At 63.9% G+C, this 23150-nt stretch carries 19 protein-coding genes; 9 read left to right on the forward strand and 10 right to left on the reverse strand.

Translation table 11 applies throughout. From position 1 onward, the window contains the following. Positions 1-2 precede the first annotated feature (2 nt). From LVJ94_19495 to LVJ94_19510, 4 genes are all read right to left on the reverse strand, one after another. A complete protein-coding gene (locus LVJ94_19495; protein ID WXB09403.1) occupies positions 3-1049 on the reverse strand; it encodes a zinc-binding dehydrogenase in 1047 nt (348 codons plus the stop codon). Next, the gene (locus LVJ94_19500) at positions 1034-1576 is read right to left on the reverse strand and encodes an SRPBCC domain-containing protein (protein WXB09404.1); all 543 of its coding nucleotides are present in this window, start codon (positions 1574-1576) and stop codon (positions 1034-1036) included. Before LVJ94_19500 ends, LVJ94_19495 begins: the two co-directional genes overlap by 16 nt. Positions 1577-1584: 8 nt before the next feature. Further along, complete coding sequence (locus tag LVJ94_19505) at positions 1585-3081, reverse strand: aromatic ring-hydroxylating dioxygenase subunit alpha (protein WXB09405.1); 1497 nt, start codon at positions 3079-3081, stop codon at positions 1585-1587. Between the two features lie 162 nt (positions 3082-3243). Further along, complete coding sequence (locus LVJ94_19510) at positions 3244-4680, reverse strand: hypothetical protein (GenBank protein WXB09406.1); 1437 nt, start codon at positions 4678-4680, stop codon at positions 3244-3246. A 608-nt stretch (positions 4681-5288) separates the two neighbouring features. Between LVJ94_19510 and LVJ94_19515 the strand changes: the two genes are divergently transcribed. The 7 genes from LVJ94_19515 to ligA all read left to right on the forward strand — a co-directional run bounded on the left by LVJ94_19515 (position 5289) and on the right by ligA (position 16443). After that, positions 5289-6722 (forward strand): WGR domain-containing protein, encoded by a 1434-nt coding sequence (locus LVJ94_19515; protein ID WXB09407.1) that lies wholly within the window; start codon positions 5289-5291, stop codon positions 6720-6722. A gap of 15 nt (positions 6723-6737) precedes the next feature. Next, positions 6738-7481, forward strand: coding sequence for a macro domain-containing protein (locus tag LVJ94_19520; protein WXB09408.1), 744 nt, complete (start codon positions 6738-6740; stop codon positions 7479-7481). Positions 7482-7487: 6 nt separating this feature from the next. Beyond that, the gene (locus tag LVJ94_19525) at positions 7488-9998 is read left to right on the forward strand and encodes a hypothetical protein (GenBank protein ID WXB09409.1); all 2511 of its coding nucleotides are present in this window, start codon (positions 7488-7490) and stop codon (positions 9996-9998) included. After that, positions 9995-11719 (forward strand): SWIM zinc finger domain-containing protein, encoded by a 1725-nt coding sequence (locus LVJ94_19530; GenBank protein ID WXB09410.1) that lies wholly within the window; start codon positions 9995-9997, stop codon positions 11717-11719. Before LVJ94_19525 ends, LVJ94_19530 begins: the two co-directional genes overlap by 4 nt. 287 nt (positions 11720-12006) lie before the next feature. After that, positions 12007-13407 (forward strand): reverse transcriptase family protein, encoded by a 1401-nt coding sequence (locus LVJ94_19535; protein WXB09411.1) that lies wholly within the window; start codon positions 12007-12009, stop codon positions 13405-13407. Between the two features lie 16 nt (positions 13408-13423). Continuing rightward, positions 13424-14521, forward strand: coding sequence for an ADP-ribosylglycohydrolase family protein (locus tag LVJ94_19540; protein ID WXB09412.1), 1098 nt, complete (start codon positions 13424-13426; stop codon positions 14519-14521). After that, complete coding sequence (gene ligA / locus LVJ94_19545; protein WXB09413.1) at positions 14518-16443, forward strand: NAD-dependent DNA ligase LigA; 1926 nt, start codon at positions 14518-14520, stop codon at positions 16441-16443. Before LVJ94_19540 ends, ligA begins: the two co-directional genes overlap by 4 nt. Positions 16444-16453: 10 nt before the next feature. On the opposite strand, the gene LVJ94_19550 is transcribed toward ligA, so the two are convergent. From LVJ94_19550 to LVJ94_19570, 5 genes are all read right to left on the reverse strand, one after another. Then, positions 16454-16675 (reverse strand): hypothetical protein, encoded by a 222-nt coding sequence (locus tag LVJ94_19550; protein ID WXB09414.1) that lies wholly within the window; start codon positions 16673-16675, stop codon positions 16454-16456. A gap of 60 nt (positions 16676-16735) precedes the next feature. After that, positions 16736-17200: a hypothetical protein gene (locus LVJ94_19555; protein ID WXB09415.1), complete on the reverse strand. Its 465-nt coding sequence runs from the start codon at positions 17198-17200 to the stop codon at positions 16736-16738. A gap of 234 nt (positions 17201-17434) precedes the next feature. Beyond that, positions 17435-18196 (reverse strand): tryptophan synthase subunit alpha, encoded by a 762-nt coding sequence (trpA, locus tag LVJ94_19560; protein WXB09416.1) that lies wholly within the window; start codon positions 18194-18196, stop codon positions 17435-17437. Continuing rightward, on the reverse strand, positions 18183-19418 hold the full coding sequence (gene trpB / locus LVJ94_19565; protein WXB09417.1) for a tryptophan synthase subunit beta: 1236 nt from the start codon (positions 19416-19418) through the stop codon (positions 18183-18185). The genes trpA and trpB overlap by 14 nt, the downstream gene beginning before the upstream one ends. Next, positions 19415-20119 carry a GntR family transcriptional regulator gene (locus LVJ94_19570; protein ID WXB09418.1) on the reverse strand — a complete coding sequence of 235 codons (705 nt, stop codon included), beginning with the start codon at positions 20117-20119 and terminating at the stop codon, positions 19415-19417. Before LVJ94_19570 ends, trpB begins: the two co-directional genes overlap by 4 nt. Positions 20120-20383: 264 nt before the next feature. On the opposite strand from LVJ94_19570, the gene LVJ94_19575 reads away from it, so the two are divergent. Beyond that, positions 20384-21979 (forward strand): protein kinase, encoded by a 1596-nt coding sequence (locus LVJ94_19575; protein ID WXB09419.1) that lies wholly within the window; start codon positions 20384-20386, stop codon positions 21977-21979. Positions 21980-21998: 19 nt separating this feature from the next. On the opposite strand, the gene LVJ94_19580 is transcribed toward LVJ94_19575, so the two are convergent. Beyond that, positions 21999-22142 (reverse strand): acyl carrier protein, encoded by a 144-nt coding sequence (locus tag LVJ94_19580; GenBank protein WXB09420.1) that lies wholly within the window; start codon positions 22140-22142, stop codon positions 21999-22001. 383 nt (positions 22143-22525) lie between these two features. On the opposite strand from LVJ94_19580, the gene LVJ94_19585 reads away from it, so the two are divergent. After that, positions 22526-23116 (forward strand): hypothetical protein, encoded by a 591-nt coding sequence (locus LVJ94_19585; protein ID WXB09421.1) that lies wholly within the window; start codon positions 22526-22528, stop codon positions 23114-23116. Positions 23117-23150 lie beyond the last annotated feature (34 nt).

Genomic DNA, 23150 nt, shown 5'->3' on the forward strand with positions numbered 1-23150 from the left:
GATCACTCAACCGAGGTGCGTCCCGGCTCGATGATGATCTTGCCGATGACGCTGCCGCTCTCGGCCAGCTCGTGTGCGAGCGCGGTTTGCTCGAGGGGGAAACGACGGCCGATGAGCGCCTTCAGTTTGCCTTCGGCGCCGAGCGTGAAACAGCGCATCAGATCTGTGTCGCCCTTGGCGGGAGCGCTCGAGAGCACACGCAGGCGCTTCAAGTGAAGCTGCTTGACGTCGAGCGGGACGACGCCGCCACCGTGGTATCCCATGGTGACCAGGCGTCCGCCGGTGGTGAGGCTCTGGAAGGCCGCGGTCCATAGCGAAGGGTCGCCGATGTTCTCGAAGACCACGTCGGCACCGTGCCCGCCGGTGATGCGGTGCACCTCGGCTGCGAGGTCCTGCGCGCGGTAGTCGATGCCGGCGTCGGCGCCGCTTTCGAGTGCGGCCTTCACGCGCGGGGCACTTCCCGCGGCGGCGATGACCTTTGCGCCTGCAAGCTTCGCGAGCTGCACGAGCACGTTGCCGAGACCACCTGCTGCGCCCATCACCAGGGCCCACTCGCCGGCGCGCAGGGCCGCGGTGGCGATTTCGGCGGTGGCCGCCGCGCCATGTCGGCAGAGCACCGTGGCCTCGGCAAACCCGAGCGCATCGGGGATCGGCCGGACTTGCAGCTCGTGCACGGCCACGTATTCGGCGCATCCGCCCGGTGCCTGCAGGCCGATGGGCTTGTTGTAGGTGCATCGCTTTCCCGAGGCACACGGCTGGCACGCGCCACATCGGACCATGCCGAGGACCGCCACACGCGTGCCGATGCGTGCACGATCGACCCCCGCGCCCGTCTCCACGATTTCGCCCGATGGATCGACGCCCGGCGTGACGGGCAACGTCGGCTGAAACGGCGACGTTCCGGCGCGCACCGCGAGATCGTAGGAGCGATTCACCGATACGGCCCCCACCCGGAGCAGCACCTCGCCAGGCCCCGGCTCGGGGCGTGCGACGTCTTCGAGTCTCAGCACCGAAGGGTCGCCCGTTTCTCGAATTACGATGGCTTGCATACTGTCTTCTCCTCGTAGCGTGCGCGCATGGTCAAGAACCGCTCGCGGTCGACCAGGGCCCGTTGCCCCTTGGCGGGCGGCAATTGATTCAGCCTCAGATGCGATGCCGCGAGAATGTCGAATACGCGTCGGGAATCGGGAAGGAAATGCACGAACGACAACCGCGACCCCAACGCGTCGGGGTACACCTCGAGCCGCACGCTCGAGCCGGTGAACTCGGGCACCGTGCCATGGGCCGGCACCGTCCAGGTGAACTCGACGAGGCGCGGCGCCTCGATGTCGAGGATGGTTCCCCGCAGCCATGCGCCCTTGTCAGGATGAAGGAGAAGCGCGATTTCCCCGCCAACCTGGAGATCGTACCTGTCAACGACCCCGAGCCATCCCGCGACCAGCTCGGGCTGCGTGATGGCCTCCCAAAGACGCTCGGGCGTTACCGTGTAGCGGCGGTCGAAGCGAACGATGCTCCGTTCGCCATGAACCCAGACCATTCCGTCCAATATTTCGGACTCTTTAATGCGCGAAGGCATCGGTGTACCTATTTGCCAATGATTCGATCGAGCAGCTTGTGCGTATGAATGATGTTTTGCTCCTGCCGATTGAATCGGTGTCCGGGAAAGCTCCGTTGGTGCATTCCGGCCTGGAACAAGGGGGTCGTACGCCAATCCTGCATGAACGATGGGGTGATGCGTCCCGGCGGCGGGTTGCGCCAATCGGGAATGTAGAGCACGTCCCGCTCCGGCGCTTCGCCTTCGGCATAGCGAAACATGAAATACATGTCCCAAATGCAGCTGTCGGGATCGTTGCCATTGGGGCGTGAGCGGAACAGACCAAAGCTGTTTCCGGCAACGGGGCCGAGCATGTTGGGAAAAATGCGATGTTCGCAGGGAAAGCCGTACAGCTCTTCGTCGGTGAGGGCCGAGAGGTCGATCCCCTTCGCCGCGCAGGCATCGCGGCGGTTCAGGGCCATGAAGTGCGGTCCCTCCATGTCGAGGGGGAGTGCTTCCAGACCGTCGAAGTAGTCGAGCTCGTACTGCGCGGCGCGCCCCTGGAGAACCATGGTCTCGATCGCCTGGTGCACCCAGGAGCGCGGATCGTTGCCCAGATCGCGCAGCTTGACGCCCTTGGGCAAACCAGTGCCCAATTCCCAATCGGGCTCCCAGAAATTCGTGTGGCGGCCGAGCTGCTCGTATTCCGTCATGGCGCCGACGATGTCCGCCGGCGGAGGCCCCTTGGTCATCTCTCCGACCCGGCGTCCGCCCGGCCCCGTGGAAACCGCGCCGACCTCGTTCATGTCCATCACGTGCGTCGCCCACACGTGGTAACCCTCTTGGAATTGGTCGACGCCATACTTCCAATTGCAGGGCAAAATCGTGGTGTAGTGCCGCAAAATGCGCATTTGGCCGATTTCGAACTTGGCGAGGCGCTGGGGCACCGGGTCGAGGTACTCGTGCAGCGGCCCTGCATCCGGGTCGAGGTTGATGAAGACGAATCCCGCCCAGGTGTCGACCTGCACCTTGCGCAGCGCGACCTCTTCACGGCGGATGCACGCGGGGGCGAAGTCTTTGGCGCCGGGCATGTGCGCAATCTGGCCTTCGAGATCCCACGCCCAGCCGTGGAAGACGCACTGAATCTTGCCCTTGAACAGGTGCTTGTTCTTCTGCAGCGAGCCGGGCCCACCGAACGGGCTGCGCGTGCGGAACGATCCGGGCCCGCCGAACGGGGTGCCGCCCTCCGCGAGCCGGGTCCCCCGGTGCATGCAGCTGTTGTGATAGGCGTGGATATGCCCCTCGTTGCCGCGGACGACCAAGACGGATTGATCACCGATGCGGTACTCGTAGAAGTCGCCCGGGTTGGGAATCTCTTCCTCGCGGCAGGCCCATTGCCAGACGCGTGACCACAACACTTCGTATTCGCGGGCGAGCCATTCCTTGGAGATGTAGCGCTCGGCGGGGAACAATCGTTCGTAATCCGCCGCGTCGACGTTGGCCGTGATCCTGTTGAAGTCGATGGGGCGTTTCACGTCGCTGGTCATGGGGCGGGCTCCTCTCGTCCATCGCGGACAATGAGTTTCGTACCGCCGCGCACCCGATGAATCCAATTCGTAAAAATCTAGGAGTCCATGAATGGGATCGATGACCCTGTCGGTGTGCAATCGTCGTCTACACCCAGAGGGGTGCGCGAATCCGCTTCACACTCAAAGCGCTTGCAGAAATTCCACGAGATCGTCCACCTCTTGGGCGGTGAAGTGGATGTGAAACCGCCTATCGTAGAACTCGACGACAGCCTGCAAGTCCCTGGCCGAGCCGTTGTGGAAATACGGCGCTCGCGTTGCAAGGCCTCGAAGAATCGGGCCTTTCGTCTTCCCAATGTCGTTGAATTTTCCACTGATCAGTGCGCGCCCGGGATCGGTGACGGTGATCGTCCGGCCGCTGGCCGTATGCTTGAACGTGTACGTGGGCAGGTTTCGTACGTCGAGCCCCCTCGCGGGGAACGGTGCCGCGACGCCGATGTCGATCGGTAGCGACGTCGAATGATTTCCAACGTTCGGCGAATCATGGCAGGAGCCACAGAAACCGGTGAGCGGCGAGGGCACCCCGAGTGCGTCGTTGGGACCGTTGAGGCCGGCCACGTTGTCGATCGGGAATGACTTGTTGTTGAAGATGGCCTCACCGCGAGCGATCGCCGCGGCCCGACGGTCCTGCGGAGGGTGCTTCTCCCACTCCTCGAACAACGTAAAGACCACGTTGGTGAACGTCGCACTGCGACCCGACTCGCACGAATTCGGGACCGCACAATTGAGCACGTCGTTGATGCCGATGAAGAAGTTCGGCAGCGTGTTGGTGTAGAGGTATGCGGCGCCACCGTTGGCGTGTCGGGAATTTAGCTGCAACCCGTTGACCGATCGTTGAGCATTGAAGGTGTTCGTCTCGAACCCCACGATGCGCTGTCGTGCGGACGAATCCAGATCGGATGTGGCTTGCGCGTGACCCCGTGTGGCGTCGTTCGACTGGTTGCTAAGGTTGGCTTCGATCAGGCCAACCGTGTTGTTGGGCGGATTGACGTTTTCGCGCCCGTCCCACATGACGGTCGACAGGAACGCGGTGTTCGCCGACGGCAGCGGGCGCCGATACATGCGGAGACCGGCGGCGCTCGGCGGCGTGGGGCAATGGAAAGGATCGGTGTACGCCTCGAGCGTGAAGTCGGCCGTTGCCGGAATGCCAATATCGACGCGGACGAGGGCTTTCGAAAGCATGGCCGTGGAGTTCACCTCGGGATCGGGGTTCGGCGCACCCGGAGGCAGACAATCCGATCCATCGAAGACGAACAGCGCATCGTCCGCTGGCAGGCTCTTCGCGAAGTCGGGTGTGATAGTCCACCCCTGGTCTTCTTGATGGCACGTGCCGCAGGTGCGTTCGTTGGTTCCGAAATCGCGAAAGAACGGATTCCTGAAGCTGAGATCGATTTTAGTCGGTGAGACGGTCGACGATCGGCCGATCGCATCGAGCGTCACATCCTCGTACAGCTTTGCAGCGGCGGCAGATTGCTCGTCGGCTTCTTCGCTCAGCGCTGCGCTACAGCCTGCAGCGAACACGACCAAGGCCAGCCCAGTGGCAGCTCTATCGAATCTCATGTCCCCCCCGTGATGACTCGTGATCGAGTTACGCCTGCTCCAATCCAGTTCGCGGAAACCCTCTCGATGATCAGCTTGCTTCGTTCACGGGCACGCGCCGTCGCTTCTGGTTGCCATAGCAACGATTCGACGAAGTTGGACGGTGGTGCTCATGGGGTGATCCGCTTGCTCGTGAAAAAGGAAAAGCCATCCGTTGCGACGTCCGGCGTCGGCCAAAAGTACCTGCCCTCCGTATGACGCCGAATGGGCGCAGTGCGTTCTATTCGATCGTTGGCTCACATCTTGGTCATCGAGTTATTTCGAATTCCGGATTATGCAATGCCGTTTTTGAGGGGAGTACTTGACGCCGTACACCGCGGCCGAGCGATTTCGTTGCCCGCGCGTACCGACCGCCCGGGGCGAAGTTGCCAGTGAATCGTGTACCTCGAGGACTTGCTACGCGCGCCACGATCGTGCTGCGGATCATCTTCGCGCGACGGGAGGTCGCCATGCCCGTCGCGCTAAGTGGCGTCATCGGAGACATCCCGGTCTTCCGCCGCCGACGGCAGCTCAGCGCCGCGGGAAGCTTTCTGAAGCTTCAGCCGTAGGTTCTGCCGGGAGATCGTGGCATGGCGACCGTGAAGGCGTACCGGCTTGGCGAGGCAGGGGCACCGGCTTTTTCCGAGGACTTCGAGGTTCTGCAGAAAGCCGTCTTGCAGGTAACGGACATCAAGACCAATCGAAACAAGTATTATGCCATCGAGCTCCACAAAGGGGCGGGGGGCGGCGGCAAGGAGGCGTTCCGGGTCTTTACCCATTACGGGCGCACCGACGATCTCGAAACCAATCCCGATGCGGGGGCCAAGGAGTGTCGGTTCTTCGACGAGACGGCGCCCGCGATGGCGTGTTACCAGCAGATCTACCGGGAAAAGACGTCGGCCAAGAAGGGCTACAAGGAGATCTCCCTGGCCTCCAGCCGAATCGGCTCGTCCAAAGCCCGGGGGACGAGCGCCGGCGAAATCGACGCGAAGACCATCGCGAAGGTCGCCGAGCAGCAGAAAAATGCTCCCAAGCCAAAGGTCAGCGACCTACATCCGCTGGTGCAGGGCCTCATCTCGTATATCTATGCCGAGGCCACGAACGCGCTGACGTCCACCGTGGCCGCCAAGATCACAGCACAGGGCATCGAAACCCCGCTTGGCGTGTTGACGCTCGGACAGATCGAGCGCGGCGAAGCGTATTTGCAGGAGCTTTACCAGCTATTCCAGAGCGGTCGCAAATCGCGGCGCGAGATGGAACGACTTTCCGGTGAGTTCTACACGTGCATCCCGCACCGCATTGGTCGAACGCGCGCGGCGGTGGAGGAGGCGATCATCGACTCGATGGCCGATTTCGACCAAAAGCAGGAAACCTTGCAACTGATGAAGGACATGCTTGCCGTCAACGGCGATGCCGGCGTCCTTTTCGACTCCAAGGTCGATGCTCAATACGAGGCGCTCCGATGCAATGTCCTCGCGATGGAGGCGGGGAGCGTCGCCTTCCGCGAGATCGAGCGTTTCGTGCTCGAGAGCCAGGTCAAGTCGAAGACCATCAAAGTCCACAATATCTATACCCTCAAGCGCCCCGACGAATGGGACGTCTACGACACCCAGGTGGGCAACGAGCGTCAGTTTTTTCACGGCTCGCGCATCAAAAATTGGGTCGGCCTCTTGTCGCGCGGCATCTTGATGCCGAAAATCGTCACGAGCATGGGCATCCATCGCACCGACGCCGGGTGGCTGGGCAATGGGCTCTATTTCGGGGACGCAGCCTGCACCAGCGCGTTCTATACGACGCCCGGCCGCAAGGGAACGCGGCTCATGGCCATTGCGCGGGTGGCACTTGGCAAGTCGAAGACGTTCAACAGGATTACGTACGGCATCAACGAAGCGCCGGCGGGGTACGACAGTTGCCATGGCGTTCGCCATACGCCGACGAGTCCCTCGCAATTTGCCGACGACGAATACGTGATTTATCGCAGCAATCAACAAAGGCTCGAAGCCCTCGTCGAGTTCGCAGCGTAACCTTGGGAGCCATCGATGCTCGTTCGCGTTATTTTGGTCGACGTCAATCCAAAGATGGTCGCAGCCTGGAAAGCGACCTTCGAAGAAAACCTCGAGGTGGACGTCGTCGCAGGATCCATGCTGGATCAACAGGTATCGGCTTACGTGAGCCCCACCAACTCGAAGGGTAGTATGGATGGCGGGCTCGATGCCGTCCTCAAAAAGCACTTCGGGGCCAAGATCGAGAGCGCCGTCCAAAAGGAGATTGGGCGCATCCATCAAGGCAGTATGCCCGTGGGCCATGCCACGTGCGTGGAAACAGGCTCCCCGATGCCGCGTTACCTCATCTCGACGCCGACCATGACGCGGTCCTCGGAAGATATCAGCGACACGATGAACGTCGTTCTCGCATGCGCCGCGGCCTTTCAGGCCGTGCATATGCAAAATGCTCGTCTGCCCGGGAGCATTCGGAGCATTGCTCTTCCTGGCCTCGGCGCCAACACGGGCCAGGTGCCCGTCGAGATCTGCGCCGATTTGATGTGGACGGCCTACGATTTGTTCCGCCGCAAAGAATTCGAAGACTTCGGCGATCTGCGGAAAGCCCTCGAGGAGGAGCTCGGTGGCGATCTGGGGCCGGTGGTCGGCAAGCCGCAGAAGCACGTGGTCAAGGCGCCCGGCATCAAGGCCGCGCCGACGAGCGACTTCGACGACGAGGAAGAGGACGACGACGACGACGATGGGAACGAGGACGAGGACGAGGACTTCGACGACCAAGAGTAAGTCGACATGAACGTCCGTCTCTATCGCGCCAAGGGGCCCGAGCGCCTGGCCTTCGTCTCCGTGTTGCCGGCGTCGTCCGGCACGGGGATGCTCGTGCAGGTCGCCAAAGGGCCGAATCGCGCCGCGTTGCTCGACACGCGCGTGTACGGCCCTTTGTCCCGCGCGGAGATCCCCGCCGTCGTCGAACGGGAGCTCGAAGCGCTTCGCGCCCAGGGGTTTCGCAAGAGTGGCCTTTTCGATTTGCTCACGGCGCTCGAGAGCAAACGACGCCGCGTGCGGGCGCTGGCGGTGGTGCGCCTCGGATGGCTTCGCGAGCCCTCGGCGGTCGAACCGCTGCTCGCGCTGGCCGCCAAGGCGAACGAAGAGCTCCCCGTCGTGATCGATGCCCTCGGCGAGATCGGCGACGTGCGTGCCCTGTCCGTCGTGCGCGCGGCCGCCGAAAAGAAGCTCCTTTCGCGAAGGCGGTCCGGTGTCGAGGCGCTGCGCAAGCTGGGCGATCCAAGCGCGCTCGCGGACGCGAAGAATCGCGCCCTCGAGCGCCTTCCATCCTCGGTGCAGGTTGCGCTCGCGGCCGCAGATGCCACCGCCGGGTCGCTGGTGGACGCCGTTCGCGGCGTTCCGCTCAAGCAGCGCGGTGTGGCCATCGACACGCTGTACGAATTGGACACCCCGTCCACGGTGGCGGCCGTGCGCACCTTGTTGGAGGGTGAAGCCATCGGGGCCCCGCATCTTTGGCGTTATGCCAAGAGTGTCCTCAAGCGGGCCATGCTCCGCCACGACTTCGAGACCTTCGGCGCGTTGATGCACCGCATCGAGATCGCCGCGCGCGGCGCCGGGGGAACCGTGGCCACGGTCAAGTCGGGGTTCGACGGCGAAATGAAAGAGATGCGCATCTTCGGCGCCAGCACGACCCAGTACGTGCGGCGTGCGGGATGGCGGTACCTGCGCAGACTCGCGCAGCATCGCCCGGAGCTCTACGTCGTTGCGGCGGCCGAGGCGCTCATTCCGTATTCGCCACAGGATCAAGAGGTGCCGGTCGGCCTTTATGGGGGTTATTCGGCTTCATACTTATTGAATCGAATTTTGTTCGGCGCGAGTGCCCGCCACACGGTGGACGGGCGCACGCTTCGCACGCGCATCAAGAAGGCCAACTTGGTCAACGCCAAGGCGGGCATCCGCGAAGAGGCCCATCCAACGCTGTGGGATTTGCACCCGGAAGGGTACGTGCGCCTCCTGAGCGCGGCGCGTCTTCCCCTCGTGCATGCGTTTGCCGTCGCGGCGATCCAACGCGCCCATCGCGAGGCGCTGGAGCGCGCATCGCATGCCGACGTCGCCGCCATGCTGGCCGCTCCCTACGAGCCAACGGTCGACCTGGCGCTCACCGAGCTTCGTCGCCGCTTCGATCCGGCGCACCCCGACGTCGATTTGCTTCGCGCGCTTCTTGGCCATGCGCGGCCGCAGGCTCGCGAGCTGGGCCTCGAATGGCTCAGCACCACGACGAGCCACTGGACCGCGAGCGCTCGTGTCGTTCTCTCGTTTCTCGAGAGCGCGGATGCCGCCGTGCGGGCGGCCGTGGTGGCGCACGTGCTCGCAGCACTGGCAGCACCCGCCGGCGCGACGCCGGAAACGCGTCGCGCGCTGGCGGAGGGGCTCCTTCACGTGCTCGCCCAGCCCGAAGCCGAGAGCGGCGCGCACGATGCCCACGCGCAGATCGCCCACGTCTTGGTCGACGACATCGCGGCCATGGCGCCCATCGACCTGCTCCTCGGACTCCTCGCCGATGGCGCCCCCGCGGCCCAAGGGGTCGCGGCACTCGCGCTGGCTTCGCGTGCGGATGCCGAGGCCGTGCTTGGTCGCGAGAGGCTCACCCTCATGGCCGTCGACGCCCACGCGGCCGTTCGCCGGGCGGCGCACGCGATCCTTGGCCGGAACACGGACGCGCTCACCGCGGACCCATCGCCCCTTTACGCCCTGCTCGATTCGGAGTGGCTCGATGCGCGCTCCTTCGCCGCCGGCCTTCTGCGCACCACCCTCGACGTGGAGAGCCTCTCGCTCGACGCGCTGGTCGGCCTGTGCGACGCGCACCACGTCGACGTGCAACGTTTGGGGACGGAGCTCGTCGAGCGCCGGATGGACACGCTCTCCGCCGATGATTTGATCGAGCGCCTCGCCCAGCATCCGCACCGCAACATGCGCAAATTCACCTTGCGGCTGGTCACGGAAAAGCTCAAACCGGGATTCATCCGCCTGGCCGCCCTCGAGGAGTTCTTCCGCACCGTGTTGCTCGACGTCATGCCCGATCGCCCGACGAAGCGCGCGGCGATCGCCTTTCTCGCAGCACGCGGCCTCGCCGACGAGCATCAGGCGGAGATTGCGCTGCGCCTTCTCGGTGAGCTCGCGCGCAGCCGTACCCGCGACGATTTCGAACGCACGGTCGTCGCCATGACCCACATCAAGATAGCGTTTCCTCGGGTCGACGGAGGCATCGAACTCGCTGCGGAAGGCCACGCCCCGTGATCGTCGACTTCAAATACAAAGGCCAGAGTGCCGTGGTGCAGGGGCTCACGTCGGCCAAAATGGCCTTTGCCACCAACGCACTGCGCGAGGCCGCCTATTTCAAGGGAACCTTGGGGCGCCCGCTGTTGCTTCGGGAGGCGCTCTCGGCGCTCTACACGGTCGTCACCAGCGACTTCAAGTTTCGTCCGCGCGACCGCTTCGCGTTCGAAGCATGGCTGGCCGAGCAGAACCGCCTCTTTCTCGAGAAGCTGGGCGCGCGCACGGAAAAGGCCCGCGTTCGCATCGAGGAGCTGGAGGCGCGAAGGAGCGAGCTCGATGCCCGCAAGCAAAAGCGACTCGAGCCCTTTTACCAAGCACGAAAACACTATTTCGAATACGTCTTTCACCACGAGTACGAGCTCAATTACATCCTCGATCCGGTCATCACCGTTCACCCGGACGAAGTCTTTTTCGAGGCCTTCAGCCAGGACGAAAGTTCGTACGCACGGGTAGGGGCCCGCTACGATCTTTTCGAGCGCATCGAGGCCTTCGAATGCGGCACCACGAACATCGATTTCAGCGCGCGCCTGGCACGCGAGTTGGACCGGATTCGCACCTATCGAAAGACGGAATTCGACATTGCGCCGGCCGGTCTGGCCGTGACCGTCGGCGGCGGCGAGGCCCACAAAGAAAAGAAAGTCGCCCTGCCCGAGACCTGGGTCGAAGGGTTCCTTCAGGTGCAGAGCACCATGACCATGGGGCTAACGCATCTGCGCATCGCCCCCATCGATCTCTTCAACGTGTGCCGCTATTTGCGGCTTCACAAGGCCAAGAAATCCCCGCGTGCGCTGCGCTTCGAGCTCGTTCCCGGAAAGCGCATCCGCGTCGTGTTCGAACCGTGGGAGCACGCCATCGAGCTTTCGGCGACCGCGGTTTACTCGGGGGACAAGCCGCAATCGATTCGCACGTGGGGCCGCGATCGATTGCGCGTGCTCTCGCGGCTGTTGCCGGTCGTTCAGCACGTGGACGTGTACCTTGCGGGGTTCGGGCTCCCATCCATTTACGTGTTGGATCTCGGCGAGGTGAGTTTCACCTTGGCGCTCTCCGGCTGGACGGAAAACGATTGGAGCGGCGGGGCCAAGTTCGACCTTCTCACGCGGCGTGTCTCGGCGTCGCCCGAAGAGTTGATGCTCGTCTACGAGTCGCTTCGCCACGTGCGCCATGCCGACGAAGCGCAGATTGCACTGAGTACCAAATTGGGTATCGAGAAAACGCGCAGCGTGCTATCGCATCTCTGCCAAGTGGGACGCGCCATGTACGATCTCAGCGTCCGCCGTTACCGCCACCGCGATCTTTTCGCGGACCCATTTACATTGAAGGAGGCAGTGAAGGCGGTCGCTCCGGCCGCTCCTCATGCGAGCCAATCGACCCCGGAGGCCAAGGCGGCGCAAGCCATCTTCGCGGGCGACGACGTGCGCATCATCATGCGGCGCCCGTTCTCCGGCGGATTCAAACTGAGTGGGAGTGCGCGCGGCGAGAGTGGCGGTCGCGTGCGCCCGCTGCTCACGGTCGATCACGAGGGGCGCATCGTCGAGGGAACGTGCACGTGCGCCCATTGGAAGAGCCACGGGCTCACCACGGGGCCGTGCGAGCACCTTCTCGCGCTGCGCCTTGCGCACATGGCCCGCCTCACCGACGAGGACGGTGGCAATAACGGCAATGAAGCGAAAGGAGGAAACTGAGGAGCCGAATGAGAGTGGATGCAGGATGGGACGGATCGGGCGTTCTAGCCACCGTGCGGCGTTACGCCGTGCAGGCTTCCGTGCCGGTCATTCATCACCCGCCCGTTCATCACTCGGCGCCAACGCACCTGTCAGACCGCTGCTGAATGGGTCGCTCCGCGCCCCGCGGTCTCGACAGGTACGTTGGCGCCTTTAGTGGAACGAGCACGTCCCCTGGGCGTTCGTAGAGCCAGATCCGTCCCATCCTCCATCTTCTCGGTTCGTGCCCTCGGTCTCCGCGGGGTTTCATGGCGAACGACGACGAAAAGGCCAAACTGTTTCGCCGCATCGCGGGGGCAAACGTCCACCTCGTGGTCGAGCGGATGCGCGTGCACGGCTTTTGGCCCCAAGGGGAGGGGCTTCCGCCCGATCCAAAGGAGGAGGTCGACGAGCGCGGCCGCATCGATCGCGAGATCGCGGAGCTCGCCGCCAAGGGCCTCGCGGGAGGTCCGCACGCCACGGACAAGGCGCTGCACGAAGAGCGAATGCGCCGCTGGGAAGAGAGCAAGAAGCGGCGCGCGCTGAAGAAGAAGCAGCGAGAGGTCGCGGCGGCCGAGCGGCGCGCGGCATGGGGCGAAACGAAGCGAAAGAACCTCGTCCATGCTGGCGAAGGCGTCAGCGCGGGGTTGCAGGATACACGCAGCGACGAGGAGAAGCTGCGCGCGCTTTCCTTGCCGGTGCTGCACACGGCCAACGATCTGGTGGCGGCCATCGGCATCACCCTGTCGCGCCTGCGTTTTCTCACCTACCATCGCGCGGGCACGGCCCTCGTCCACTACCATCGCTACGGAATTCCCAAGAAGAGCGGCGGCATTCGAAGCATCAGCGCGCCCAAGCGCGACCTCAAGGACGCGCAGGATTGGATCCATACGCGGCTTTTGGCGGCGCCGTCCGTCGAGGCCGAGGCCCACGGATTCGTTCCCGAGCGATCGATCGTGACGAACGCGCGAACCCATGTGGGAAAGCGCGTGGTCATCAACTTGGACCTCGTCGACTTCTTCCCCACGATCACCTATCGGCGAACCAAGGGGCTGTTCTCCTCCTTTGGATACAGCGAGCAGGTGGCGACGTGCCTGGCGCTCCTCTGCACCGAGCCGCCGCGTGTTCCCGTGATGCTCGATGGGGCCCGGTGTTATGTGGCCATTGGTGCGCGCGTGCTTCCGCAAGGGGCCCCGACGAGTCCGTCCATCACCAACCTGGTCTGCCGCAAGCTCGATCGGAGGCTGCGCGGGCTCGCGCAGCGGCATGGCTTCCAATACACGCGCTACGCCGACGATCTCACCTTCTCCGGCGACAACGGAGCCGCCGTGGGCCGGCTTCTGCGCAGCGTGCGGAGCATTCTCACGGACGAGGGGTTCGTCGAGCACCCGAAGAAGACGCGCATCATGCGGCGAGGTCGGCGGCAGGAGGTCACCGCGATCGTGGTCAACGATCGCATGGGCGTGGCGCGCGACGAGCTCCGCAAACTCCGCGCGATCCTGCATAATGCGGGCAAGCACGGCCTCATGTCCCAGAACCGAGAGAACCATCCGAACTTCGCCGCGTATCTCCGCGGCCGCGTGGCCTTCGTGCGCATGGTCGATCCCTCCAAAGGGCCGATGCTCTCCGCCGCGCTCGAACGCGCCCTCGCGCGCGCGAACCAGGAATAATCAGGAATGAGGCGCGATGAACGACGTCGGTGAACTCGAACGCTTTCGCGGCAGCATCCTCGGCCTGGCCATCGGGGATGCCCTCGGCCATCCGACCGAGTTCGTGAGCTCCGTCGCCGGCATCCGCGCCCGCTGGGGCGAACGCGGTGTGACCGATTTCGAACCGAGCGGCGGTCATCCGGCGGGAACCTTCACCGACGATACGCAGATGAGCATCGCGGTGGCCCGCGCCCTGGTCCGCAACGGTCACGGCGATCTGGACGCGACGATGCGCGTTCTCGGGGAGGAATTCGTCGCGTGGGCGCGCTCGCGCGAGAACAACCGAGCCCCGGGCGGCACGTGCTTGCGCGGCTGCAGCAACCTGGAACGAGGCGCCCCGTGGCGCGAGGCCGGCGTGGCCAACTCGAAGGGGTGCGGCGCCGCCATGCGTGCTGCGCCGGTCGGGCTCTACTTCGCCGAGGACACCGACGCGCTCGTTCGCGTGGCCGCGGCCCAGAGCTCGCTCACGCATCGGCATCCCACGGGTATCGCCAGCTCGGTGGCGGCGGCCGCGCCGGTTGCCTTTGCGATCCGCGAGCGGACGACGGAGGGAATGCTCGCGTTCACCCGCGCGTGCGTGGCCCGGCTCGATGCGGCGTTTCTCGTGGACATGGGATGCACGCCGGCCCTGGCCGAAACCATCGGCGCGCACGAGATGCTCGCCGCGCTCGATGCCGTCGAAGCGGCGCAGCACCAAGAGAGCGACGACGTTTGCAAGCTCCTCGGCGGCGCGTGGATCGGCGAGGAAGCGGTGGCGACCGCCTTGTGGTGCGTCCTACGGGCACGCGGCGATTTTCGCGACGCCGTGCTCCGCGGCGCAAACTCCTCGGGCGACAGCGACTCGATCGCCACCATTGCAGGATCCATCGCCGGCGCGCTGGTTGGAACGGCCGGGATCGATCCAAGCTGGATTGCGCGCGTGGAAAAAAGCGCCGCGCTCGACAGGTTGGCGCAGGCACTTCATCGTACGAAGCATGGCGCGGACGAGCCCTCCACCGAGGCCGACCTCGACCCGTTTGGCGCGCAACGGCGCGACGTATCTGCAGAACCCGAAGACGATCCGGAGAACCCGTGAGCAAGAGCACCAAGGAAAAGCCCGAGATCGAATCCCTCGAAGGGGCGATCCGCCACCACAATCACTTGTATTGGGATCAGGCGGCCCCTGAAATCTCGGACGTCGAATACGACAAGCTCGTTCGGCGCCTGAAGGATTTGGCGCCCGATTCCCCCGTGCTCTCCGAAATGGGGCCCAGTAAGCGCGTTCTCGGGGAAGAGTTCCGCCACAAGGAACCGATGCTCTCCCTCGACAAGTGTTACGAACCGGCGGAGCTCGAACAGTGGGCCGCGTCCTTCGAAGGCCGGGTGGTGGCCATGCCCAAATTCGACGGCATCGCCTGCGCGCTCCACTACGAAGGCGGCCGCCTGCGGGTCGCGGCCACGCGCGGCGATGGCTCGGTGGGCGACGACATCACCGTGAACGTGCTCGAAATCAAAGACGTTCCCGCGAAAATCCCGACCAAAGAGACCATCGAGGTGCGCGGTGAGATTTACATGCGCCTCTCCGTCTTTGCGAAGTTCAAGGCGGCCGGGATGGCCAACCCGCGCAACCTGACGGCGGGGGCCATCAAGCAGAAAGACAAAGCGAAATCGGCCGCGTACGAACTGTCCTTCGCCGCCTACGATCTCATCGGCACGCGCGCCGATTCGCAAGTCGCCGAGCTGGAGGAGCTCGCGCGATTCGGGTTTGCCAAGGTGGATTACCTCGTGCTCGAGCGCAACCGCGTGATGGAGGGCTTCGAGAAGTTCACCGAGTGGCGCCCGACATTGGATTACGAGATCGACGGCGTCGTTTACAAGGTCGATGCGATCAAAGAGCAGCGCCGTCTCGGGCAGACGTCGCACCATCCGCGATTTGCCATTGCTTACAAATTCCAGGGCGATTCAGGTATTTCCGTTTTGCGCCAGGTGGAATGGTCGGTGGCACGCACGGGGGCGATCACGCCGGTCGCCATCGTCGATCCGGTGAACCTGTCGGGGGTCACCGTCACCCGCGCCTCGCTTCACAATGTCGCATTCATTGGCAATCTGGGTCTGACATTGGGGGCGCACGTCACGCTCGTGCGCCGCGGCGGCGTCATTCCCAACTTGGAAAACGTGACGACCCCCGGGACCGATCCCGTCGTGATTCCCGAGCAGTGCCCGAGTTGCGGTTCCCCCGTTCGACGCGATCGCGATTTCATCTTTTGCACCACGCCGAGCACCTGCAAGAGCGCGGTCATCGGGCAGCTGGCCCATTATGCGGCCACCATCGGCATGCTCGGCTTCGGCGATGCAATTTTGGAGCACGGCTACAAGGCGGCGATTCTTCGCTCCCCGGTCGATTTCTACGCGCTGCGCTGGGAGGACATTGCCAAGTTCGAGCGAAGTGGCGAGAAAATCGCCAAAAAGCTAGTCGCGGAGGTCGATAAAAAACGCTCCCTCGAGCTCGCGACGTTCCTGCGCGCCCTCGGCATCTCGGAGCTCGGGAAGCATGTCTCGGCCATCCTGGCCGACCGCTACCGCACGCTCGACGCCGTGCTCGAGGTGACCGAAGAGGGGCTCCTGGAGACGCACAGCATCGGCGCGTCCATCGCCAAGAGCGTCGTTGCAGGCTTGGCCGAAGCACGCCCGCTCATCGACGCCTTGCGGGCGCACGTCACCATCGTGGCGCCGGCGCACCACGAAGGAGATGGCGAAGGGCCCCTCGCGAACCTCTCGTTCGTCTTCACCGGGAAGATGGTCGCGTTTTCTCGGAGCGAGGCTGAAAAGCGCGTGCGCACGCTGGGTGGTGCAGTGCTCAGCAGCGTGACGAAGCAACTGACGTATCTGGTGGTTGGCGCCGACAAAAGCGGTCCGAAGTCCACCAAGGAAAAGGCGGCCGAAAAGCTGATCGGGCAGGGGGCACCGCTGAAGGTGCTCTCGGAGGACGAATTGCTCGCGATGCTGGAGGGCCGCTAAGGGCTAAGGCCTAAGCGCCGGTCTCATCGCCGGCCGGCACCTCGGCGATTGCGGGCGCGGCCGCTGTGGCGGGCTCCGCATTCGCCGTATGCGCGGCGGTGTCTTTCGGCGGCTTTGGGCCCTTGCGGACCGGAGGCTGATACTGCGGCCGGCCTCCCTTGGCGCGCGCCAGGTTCTGGTGGGTCACCCACAGGTTGGCGCGGGCGTGTTTACCATCGAATTTGGCGGCCACGGCTTTGGTCTCCTACGTCCGCACCCCCTGTAAAGGAGATCGACCGCGTAAGCAAGGATTTCAGGGAATCTCGATGGACTGGCTGAACTCCGTCCGTTTGCCCTGACGATCCGGCGCGTGCACCATCAGCATGTGCGATCCGGCCGGAAGGCCCTTCACGAGCAGCGTACCCGAGCAAACACAATCGAGATTGGGCGAACCTTCTGGGTAGTACCCGACGAAAAGCTCGTTCAGGAGCGTGGTTCCACCACCTGCGGTAAACGCCGGTGCCGCGCCGCACGTTGCGCGGAAGGCGTCGAGTTTGATCCGAAGATCTTTCCCCACGACATTGGCCTCGATTTTCGTGTCGCTCAATGGGGCGGGGCGGATTTGCCCGCATCGAATCGGGTCGGTGGCCGTGAGTTCGTAAGACTGTCCCGGGCGCAGTTCACCGACCGAGATCTGCGGGGTGGCCTTCTCTTTGTTGGAGCAGGCAAAGGAAGCGATGAAGGTGATGAGTGAGGTCGTTGCAAGAAAGCGATTCATGGATAGTTGTCAGTCTACGCGCCGCCCCCCCAGAAAGTGTTTCCCGCCGCGAAGAACTTTCAATTCTCACGGTGACGTTAGGCGAACAACGACAGCGTCTCATGACGATCACGCCAGCGCCATCGCGATGAGACGGTGCGCCACGACGGCGCGATCGATCCCACGAGTGGCGGTGCCTGCGCATGAGCGGGGCACGCGATGAAATGTGCTATGCGGACGCCCGGGGCGCGAAGATCACGGCTGGAGCGATCGGATGAACGGCCCCACGGCCGCCACCCCCTGCTCGTCCACCAACCGAATCACCTGCGAGCCGACGACGGCGATATCGATTTTGCCGCGCAGCGACTCGAGGTCGGCCTTGGACTTCACGCCGAATCCGAGCGCGAGCGGCAACGAGGTTGCACGACGGCAGCGGGCGAGGTAGCCGTCGAGGGACGCAAATTCGGTGACCGCGCCGGTCACGCCCGTGCGGGCGACGCAATAGACGAACCCGCGAGCATGGGGTGCAACTTCGGCCAATCGTGCGTCGGTCGAGCGCGGAGAAAAGAAGAATACGGGGGAGAGTCCTGCGCGGTTCATCGTGCCGTAGAATGCGTCTCCCTCTTCGGGCGGCAAGTCCGCCACGATGACCCCGCGAAGGCCCGCCGCCTTCACATCCCCCACGAAGCGCTCGACACCGCGCCGGAACGGGATGTTGAAATAGGTCATGAAGAGAAACGGAATGGGATATTCACGGGCGAGTTCGGATGCCAGCTCGAAACAGCGGTCGACCGTGGACCCTGCGGCGAGCGCCCTTTGATTGGCGTGCGCGATCACCGGGCCGTCGGCGAGAGGTTCCGAAAATGGAATCTGCAGCTCGATCAAGTCGGCGCCTGCCTCGACCATCGAGCCCACGAGGCGCCGCGTATCGTCGAAGCTCGGGTAGCCGAGTACGACGTGCGTCATGAGCAGAAGGCCCTTCTCCGCTTGTTTACGACGAATCTCAGCTTCGAGCACGGTAAACCTCCGCCTTGTCGATGATGAATTGCCGCCACGACGGATCGTCGAAGGCGTCGGCGATCGTGAAGATGTCCTTGTCGCCGCGACCGGATTGATTGATCAGAATGGCGTCGTTCGCATCGAGCGAGCTGGCCTCTTTGAAGGCCTGTGCAAACGCGTGCGATGACTCCAGCGCAGGAATGATTCCCTCTTTCTTGATGGTGAGGGCGAGGGCATCCACGGCTTCGCGATCGGTGGCCGCCTCGAACCGCACGCGGCCCGTCTCGCGGTAGTGGGCGAGGATGGGCGAGACCCCCACGTAGTCCAGCCCGGCCGCGACACTGTGCGTTTCGTTCATCTGCCCGTCGGGGCCTTGGAGGAAGTACGTCTTGTAGCCCTGGGCGACGCCGATGCTCGCATCTTTGGACGAGAGACGCGTCGCGTGCTGCCCCGAGTCGAGACCGTGGCCACCCGCCTCCACGCCCACCAACTCGATGCCCTGGTCCTCGAGGAATCCGGAAAAGATGCCCAGCGCATTCGAACCGCCGCCCACGCACGCATACACGCGCTTCGGCAGCACGCCCTCCAGACGGAGCATCTGCTCACGCGCCTCGCGCCCGACAATCGATTGGAAGTACGTCACCATTTCGGGAAACGGGTGAGGCCCGCACGCGGTGCCGAGCACGTAGTGCGTCGTATCCATGTTGGCCAGCCAGTCGCGGAAGGCTTCGTTGATGGCTTCCTTGAGGGTGCGGCTGCCGTCTTTCACCGGAACGACGGTCGCGCCGAGCCGCTCCATCCAGAAGACATTCGGCCTTTGGCGGGCCACGTCGACCTCGCCCATGTAGATGGTGCACTCGAAGCCGAACTTCGCCGCCATGGTGGCCGTGGCGATGCCATGCTGACCGGCCCCCGTCTCGGCGATGACCCGCTTCTTTCCCATCCGCTTGACCAGCAGGCCCTGGCCCAGGGCGTTGTTCGCTTTGTGCGCGCCGGTATGGTTGAAATCCTCGCGCTTGATGAAGATGCGCGCGCCTCCGAAATGGCGCGTGAGGTTCTCGGCGAAGGTGATCGGTGTTGGGCGGCACGAATACCTCGACATGAGGGTCTCGTACTCGCGGTAAAAGGAGGGATCGCTCTTCGCTTCGCGAAAGGCCTCCTCGAGTTGGTCGAACGTGGCGACGAGGATCTCGGGAATGTACGCGCCACCGAATTGGCCGTAATGGCCGCGCTCAATCATTGGGTTCGTCCTCCGATACGCTGCGTGAACACGAAACGCCCCTCGGGGCAAAAGAGACGGCAGAAGATTGCGCTCTCTGCCGTGGCAAAGTGAAGTGTGCGCTCCACACGAAGCACGGCCGTGCCCTCCTCGAGACCGAGCCTCTGCGCGCGCACGCGATCGAGCTGCTCGACGCCAAAGGTCTGGTCCGCGGCGACCGGACGCATGCGATAGCGCTGCTCGACGACCTCGGAAAGGGACTGGCCGCGCAACGGAACTTTCTCGAGGTCGACGAAGTATTCTGCGTCGAAGTCCATCTCTTCCAGGAGCACGGGCTCGCGCCGGACGCTCGACACACGGACGATGCGAACCACCTCCCGGTCGAAAAGTGGATGCGCCTCCTCCTCGACGCGCCGGCGCACGGGCTTTTCGGGGAGAGTCGGAGCGAGAACGACGCCGCCCTCACGGAACGACGCAAGCGTGCCACCAAGCGAGAACAGCTCGACCCGAGCCGGGACGCTCCTCACGAAGGTGCCGCTCCCGCGCCGGCGCACGAGCACGCCGCGCTGAATCAGTGAATCGGTCGCCTGTCGCACCGTTGGCCGGCCAATGCCGTACGTCGACGCGAGCTCGTGCTCGGAAGGAATGCGCGCACCCGGCGTGTAGGCCCCCGCCGTGATCTGGGCCAAGAGCTCTTCGGCGAGCTGATGGTAGAGGGGCAACGCAGATCCGTGGTCGAGCACACCCCGAGGATGCCAGGTTCCACGAAGTTGTCAAGACAACTTGTCAGCTGCGCTCTTCCCTTGCGCGTGGAGGAGCGCGGCGCCGGCTCGCCGAATATGCTATTTCGTATTGACGACTCCTACTCGCTTGTCGGCGGGGAGGTGCGTCTGACCAGGGCGACTCTGGCGCTGCACCGTCGCAAACAGCCTTGACGGCCTGCCGGCGCTTGCCCCATGCTTGGCGGGTCGGAAGGGGTGGTGCCGTTGTCTTCGCGTTCGTCGACTTCGCAGCGTGCGTTCGCACGCATCGGAACGGTGGTCCACCAATGCCGGATCGATCGCTTGATCGGAATCGGCGGTACGGCCGTTGTCTATGCGGCGACCCGAGACGATGGTCAGCGCGTGGCGATCAAGTTTCTTCTGGAGCGCTTTCATGATGACGCCCATATGGTCCGGCTCTTTAGCCAGGAGGCCAATGTGGCCAATCAGGTGCCGCATCGCGCGGCCGTGCCGGTGCTCGACTGCAGCGTCGACGAGAGTGGTTGCGCCTTTCTGATCATGCCGCTGCTCGAGGGCGAAACGGTTCGCTCGCGGTGGGAGTACGGGGGCCACCGCATGCCGCTCGCCGACGTCGGGGTGATCGTGTCGGATACACTCGACGTGCTGGAGAGCGCACACGCCATCGGCATCGTTCATCGCGATATCAAACCGGACAATCTCTTCATCGTCGCGGATGGCGAAGTTCGAGTGCTCGATTTTGGAATTGCCCGGCGTACGGGGCGCGACGGCAGTGCGACCTTGACGGGCCACACGATTGGCTCGCCTGCCTTCATGTCGCCCGAGCAGGCTCTCGGGGATCGCCACGCCGTCGGGCCTGCGAGCGACATTTGGTCGGCCGGTGCCACGATGTTCACGCTCTTGTCGGGTCAATTCGTGCACGAGAGCGAGAGCGGCGCCGGACAGCTCGCGGCGGCGGCAACCCGCCAGGCCCGTTCACTCGGCGACGTGGCGTCGGACTTGGCGCCGTCCATCGTGCGGTTCGTCGACAAGGCACTCTCGTCGGACCCCAAAGATCGATGGCCTTCGGCGCGTGCGATGCGTGCCGCGCTGCATGCGAGTCTCGAGGGCGCCGTGAACGAGCCGATGGAGGCCATCACCGCGCGCGTGCGTGCGAAGTTTGCGATGGATCTGGCGCAGCGGACGGAACCCATCCACGCCAAACAGCCACGGCAGGAATTGAAATCGCGCTCGAAGAGTCCCCCTCGCCCATGGATGCGATTCGTGCATCCGGACATCGAGGTGAAGGCCTACCTGCCGAAATTTTTCGGCGCCATGACGGCCACCGCGAACCGCATCCTCGCGGACCACGGCCTTGGCGAATTCGCGGACACGGGATGGTTCATTCCCGACACGCGCCCGTGGTGGCCGATGGAGCCTTACATTCTCGTGATTCACGCCCTCATGGCGGCGGTCGGCCCCATCAAAGCGGTCGACACCGGCAAGCAGAAAGCGCAGCACGTGCCTCTTCCGCCCGATCTCGACGTGCACGAGATTCACGGGATGATGCGCGCCATCGATGCCGCATACCATTTGAACCATCGCCAGAATGGCGAGGCAATGCTCGATATCCGGTCCGGCCGCATGGTGGATATCATTGGTCATTACACCTATCGAGGTCGGCTCGACACGGAGAACTCCATCGTCATGGAGTGCGAGAACCCATATCCCTGCGATTTGGACCAGGGCATCTTGCTCGGCTTCGCGCGGCGCTTCGAAGCGCGCGCGGTGGTGGAGCATGCGCCCGGCCCTTGTCGCAGGGAAGGCGCCGAGAGCTGCGTTTATCACGTAACCTGGTGGTGACCATCCGCCGCGCTGGGCGTCAGGAAGATTTTTGCGCTCGCGTCTCACATAGGTGATTCGCCAGCTTGGCAATGGTCGGATACTGCTCGATGGCCGTCTCGGAGATCGGCCCGAAGAACCCCTCCAGCGTCGTCAGCAAATCGATCGAGAGCAGCGAATCCATGCCCATCGCCTTGAAATGTTTGTTTCGATCGATCGTCGAGTCGGCCGGTCAATACCGGCTTGAAATATATGCGCATCAAAAGTTTGGCGACCGTCCAATCGGGTAGCGGGGACTTCTTGAAATGGACCCGCTGAGCGACGACCTGTTGGTCGTTGCGACTTCGCGCGGTGTGAACCTTTTTTGCCCGCCTCACCGACACGGTAGGTGCCGCTGACACGAGCGGAGCTTTACGTCGATGCGGGCGTAGTAAGCTTGTGCACGTGGAACCGGCGTACATGGGAGGCTGTCTTTGTGGAGGCGTGCGTTACGTCGCACGTGGGGGGCCGGTGAATTCCTTGGCTCCAATTGAACGACGGCCTCGAGCAATTTCCCGAGGGGGCGCCGTGATGCGCTGTGCGGTGCCGCTGGTTCTCGCGATGGCGGCGTGCACGCCCGAGCCGCCCGTGCGACCTCCGCCCGCGGAGTTGCGCCAGGACGCGGCCGTGGATGCATCGGTCGAGGCGGAAGCGGGACCGGTTACAGATGCGGGGCCCGTCACCGATGCAGGCGCGCCCGACGTGCTCCTTCCCTCGGAGGTGACGTGCCCGGAGCCGAGCATGGATTCCGTTGCGTGCGGCTTTGTTGGGCAGCCCCTTTGCCCGGTGCCGGACCCGAAGGCGCCGGTCCACTTTGGCAACACCCCGCCGCGGCCAAAGCTTCTCGCGGGAACGAACGACGTCGAGCCGACGCCCGAGGCGCAGGCCGCGGGCGTCCACGGGCTCTTTCTTGCAAAATGCATATTTACGAAGGAAGGCACGTTCACGAACTGCCGCATCATTCGTGACCTTCCTCCTATGCGTGACGCCATCGCCGCGAACCTGGCTGGACGCAGGTATTCACACCTCACGAACCGCCGGGGGGATCGCGTCTGTAGCATTTGGACCGTAAGCATTCGCGTTCCCCCCCCATCGTCCCCATCGAATCGCACTGATTGATATGAAATACATCCATACCATTGGGCAATCGGTA

Source organism: Sorangiineae bacterium MSr11367 (assembly GCA_037157805.1).
Taxonomy (GTDB): domain Bacteria; phylum Myxococcota_A; class Polyangia; order Polyangiales; family Polyangiaceae; genus Pendulispora; species Pendulispora rubella.

Excerpts from the sequence above, each read along its gene's own strand:
- LVJ94_19495 (WXB09403.1), bottom strand. The coding sequence starts at position 1,049 with ATGCAAGCCATCGTAATTCGAGAAACGGGCGACCCTTCGGTGCTGAGA.
- LVJ94_19500 (WXB09404.1), bottom strand. The coding sequence starts at position 1,576 with ATGCCTTCGCGCATTAAAGAGTCCGAAATATTGGACGGAATGGTCTGG.
- LVJ94_19505 (WXB09405.1), bottom strand. The coding sequence starts at position 3,081 with ATGACCAGCGACGTGAAACGCCCCATCGACTTCAACAGGATCACGGCC.
- LVJ94_19510 (WXB09406.1), bottom strand. The coding sequence starts at position 4,680 with ATGAGATTCGATAGAGCTGCCACTGGGCTGGCCTTGGTCGTGTTCGCT.
- LVJ94_19515 (WXB09407.1), top strand. The coding sequence starts at position 5,289 with ATGGCGACCGTGAAGGCGTACCGGCTTGGCGAGGCAGGGGCACCGGCT.
- LVJ94_19520 (WXB09408.1), top strand. The coding sequence starts at position 6,738 with ATGCTCGTTCGCGTTATTTTGGTCGACGTCAATCCAAAGATGGTCGCA.
- LVJ94_19525 (WXB09409.1), top strand. The coding sequence starts at position 7,488 with ATGAACGTCCGTCTCTATCGCGCCAAGGGGCCCGAGCGCCTGGCCTTC.
- LVJ94_19535 (WXB09411.1), top strand. The coding sequence starts at position 12,007 with ATGGCGAACGACGACGAAAAGGCCAAACTGTTTCGCCGCATCGCGGGG.
- LVJ94_19540 (WXB09412.1), top strand. The coding sequence starts at position 13,424 with ATGAACGACGTCGGTGAACTCGAACGCTTTCGCGGCAGCATCCTCGGC.
- LVJ94_19555 (WXB09415.1), bottom strand. The coding sequence starts at position 17,200 with ATGAATCGCTTTCTTGCAACGACCTCACTCATCACCTTCATCGCTTCC.
- trpB (WXB09417.1), bottom strand. The coding sequence starts at position 19,418 with ATGATTGAGCGCGGCCATTACGGCCAATTCGGTGGCGCGTACATTCCC.
- LVJ94_19580 (WXB09420.1), bottom strand. The coding sequence starts at position 22,142 with ATGGATTCGCTGCTCTCGATCGATTTGCTGACGACGCTGGAGGGGTTC.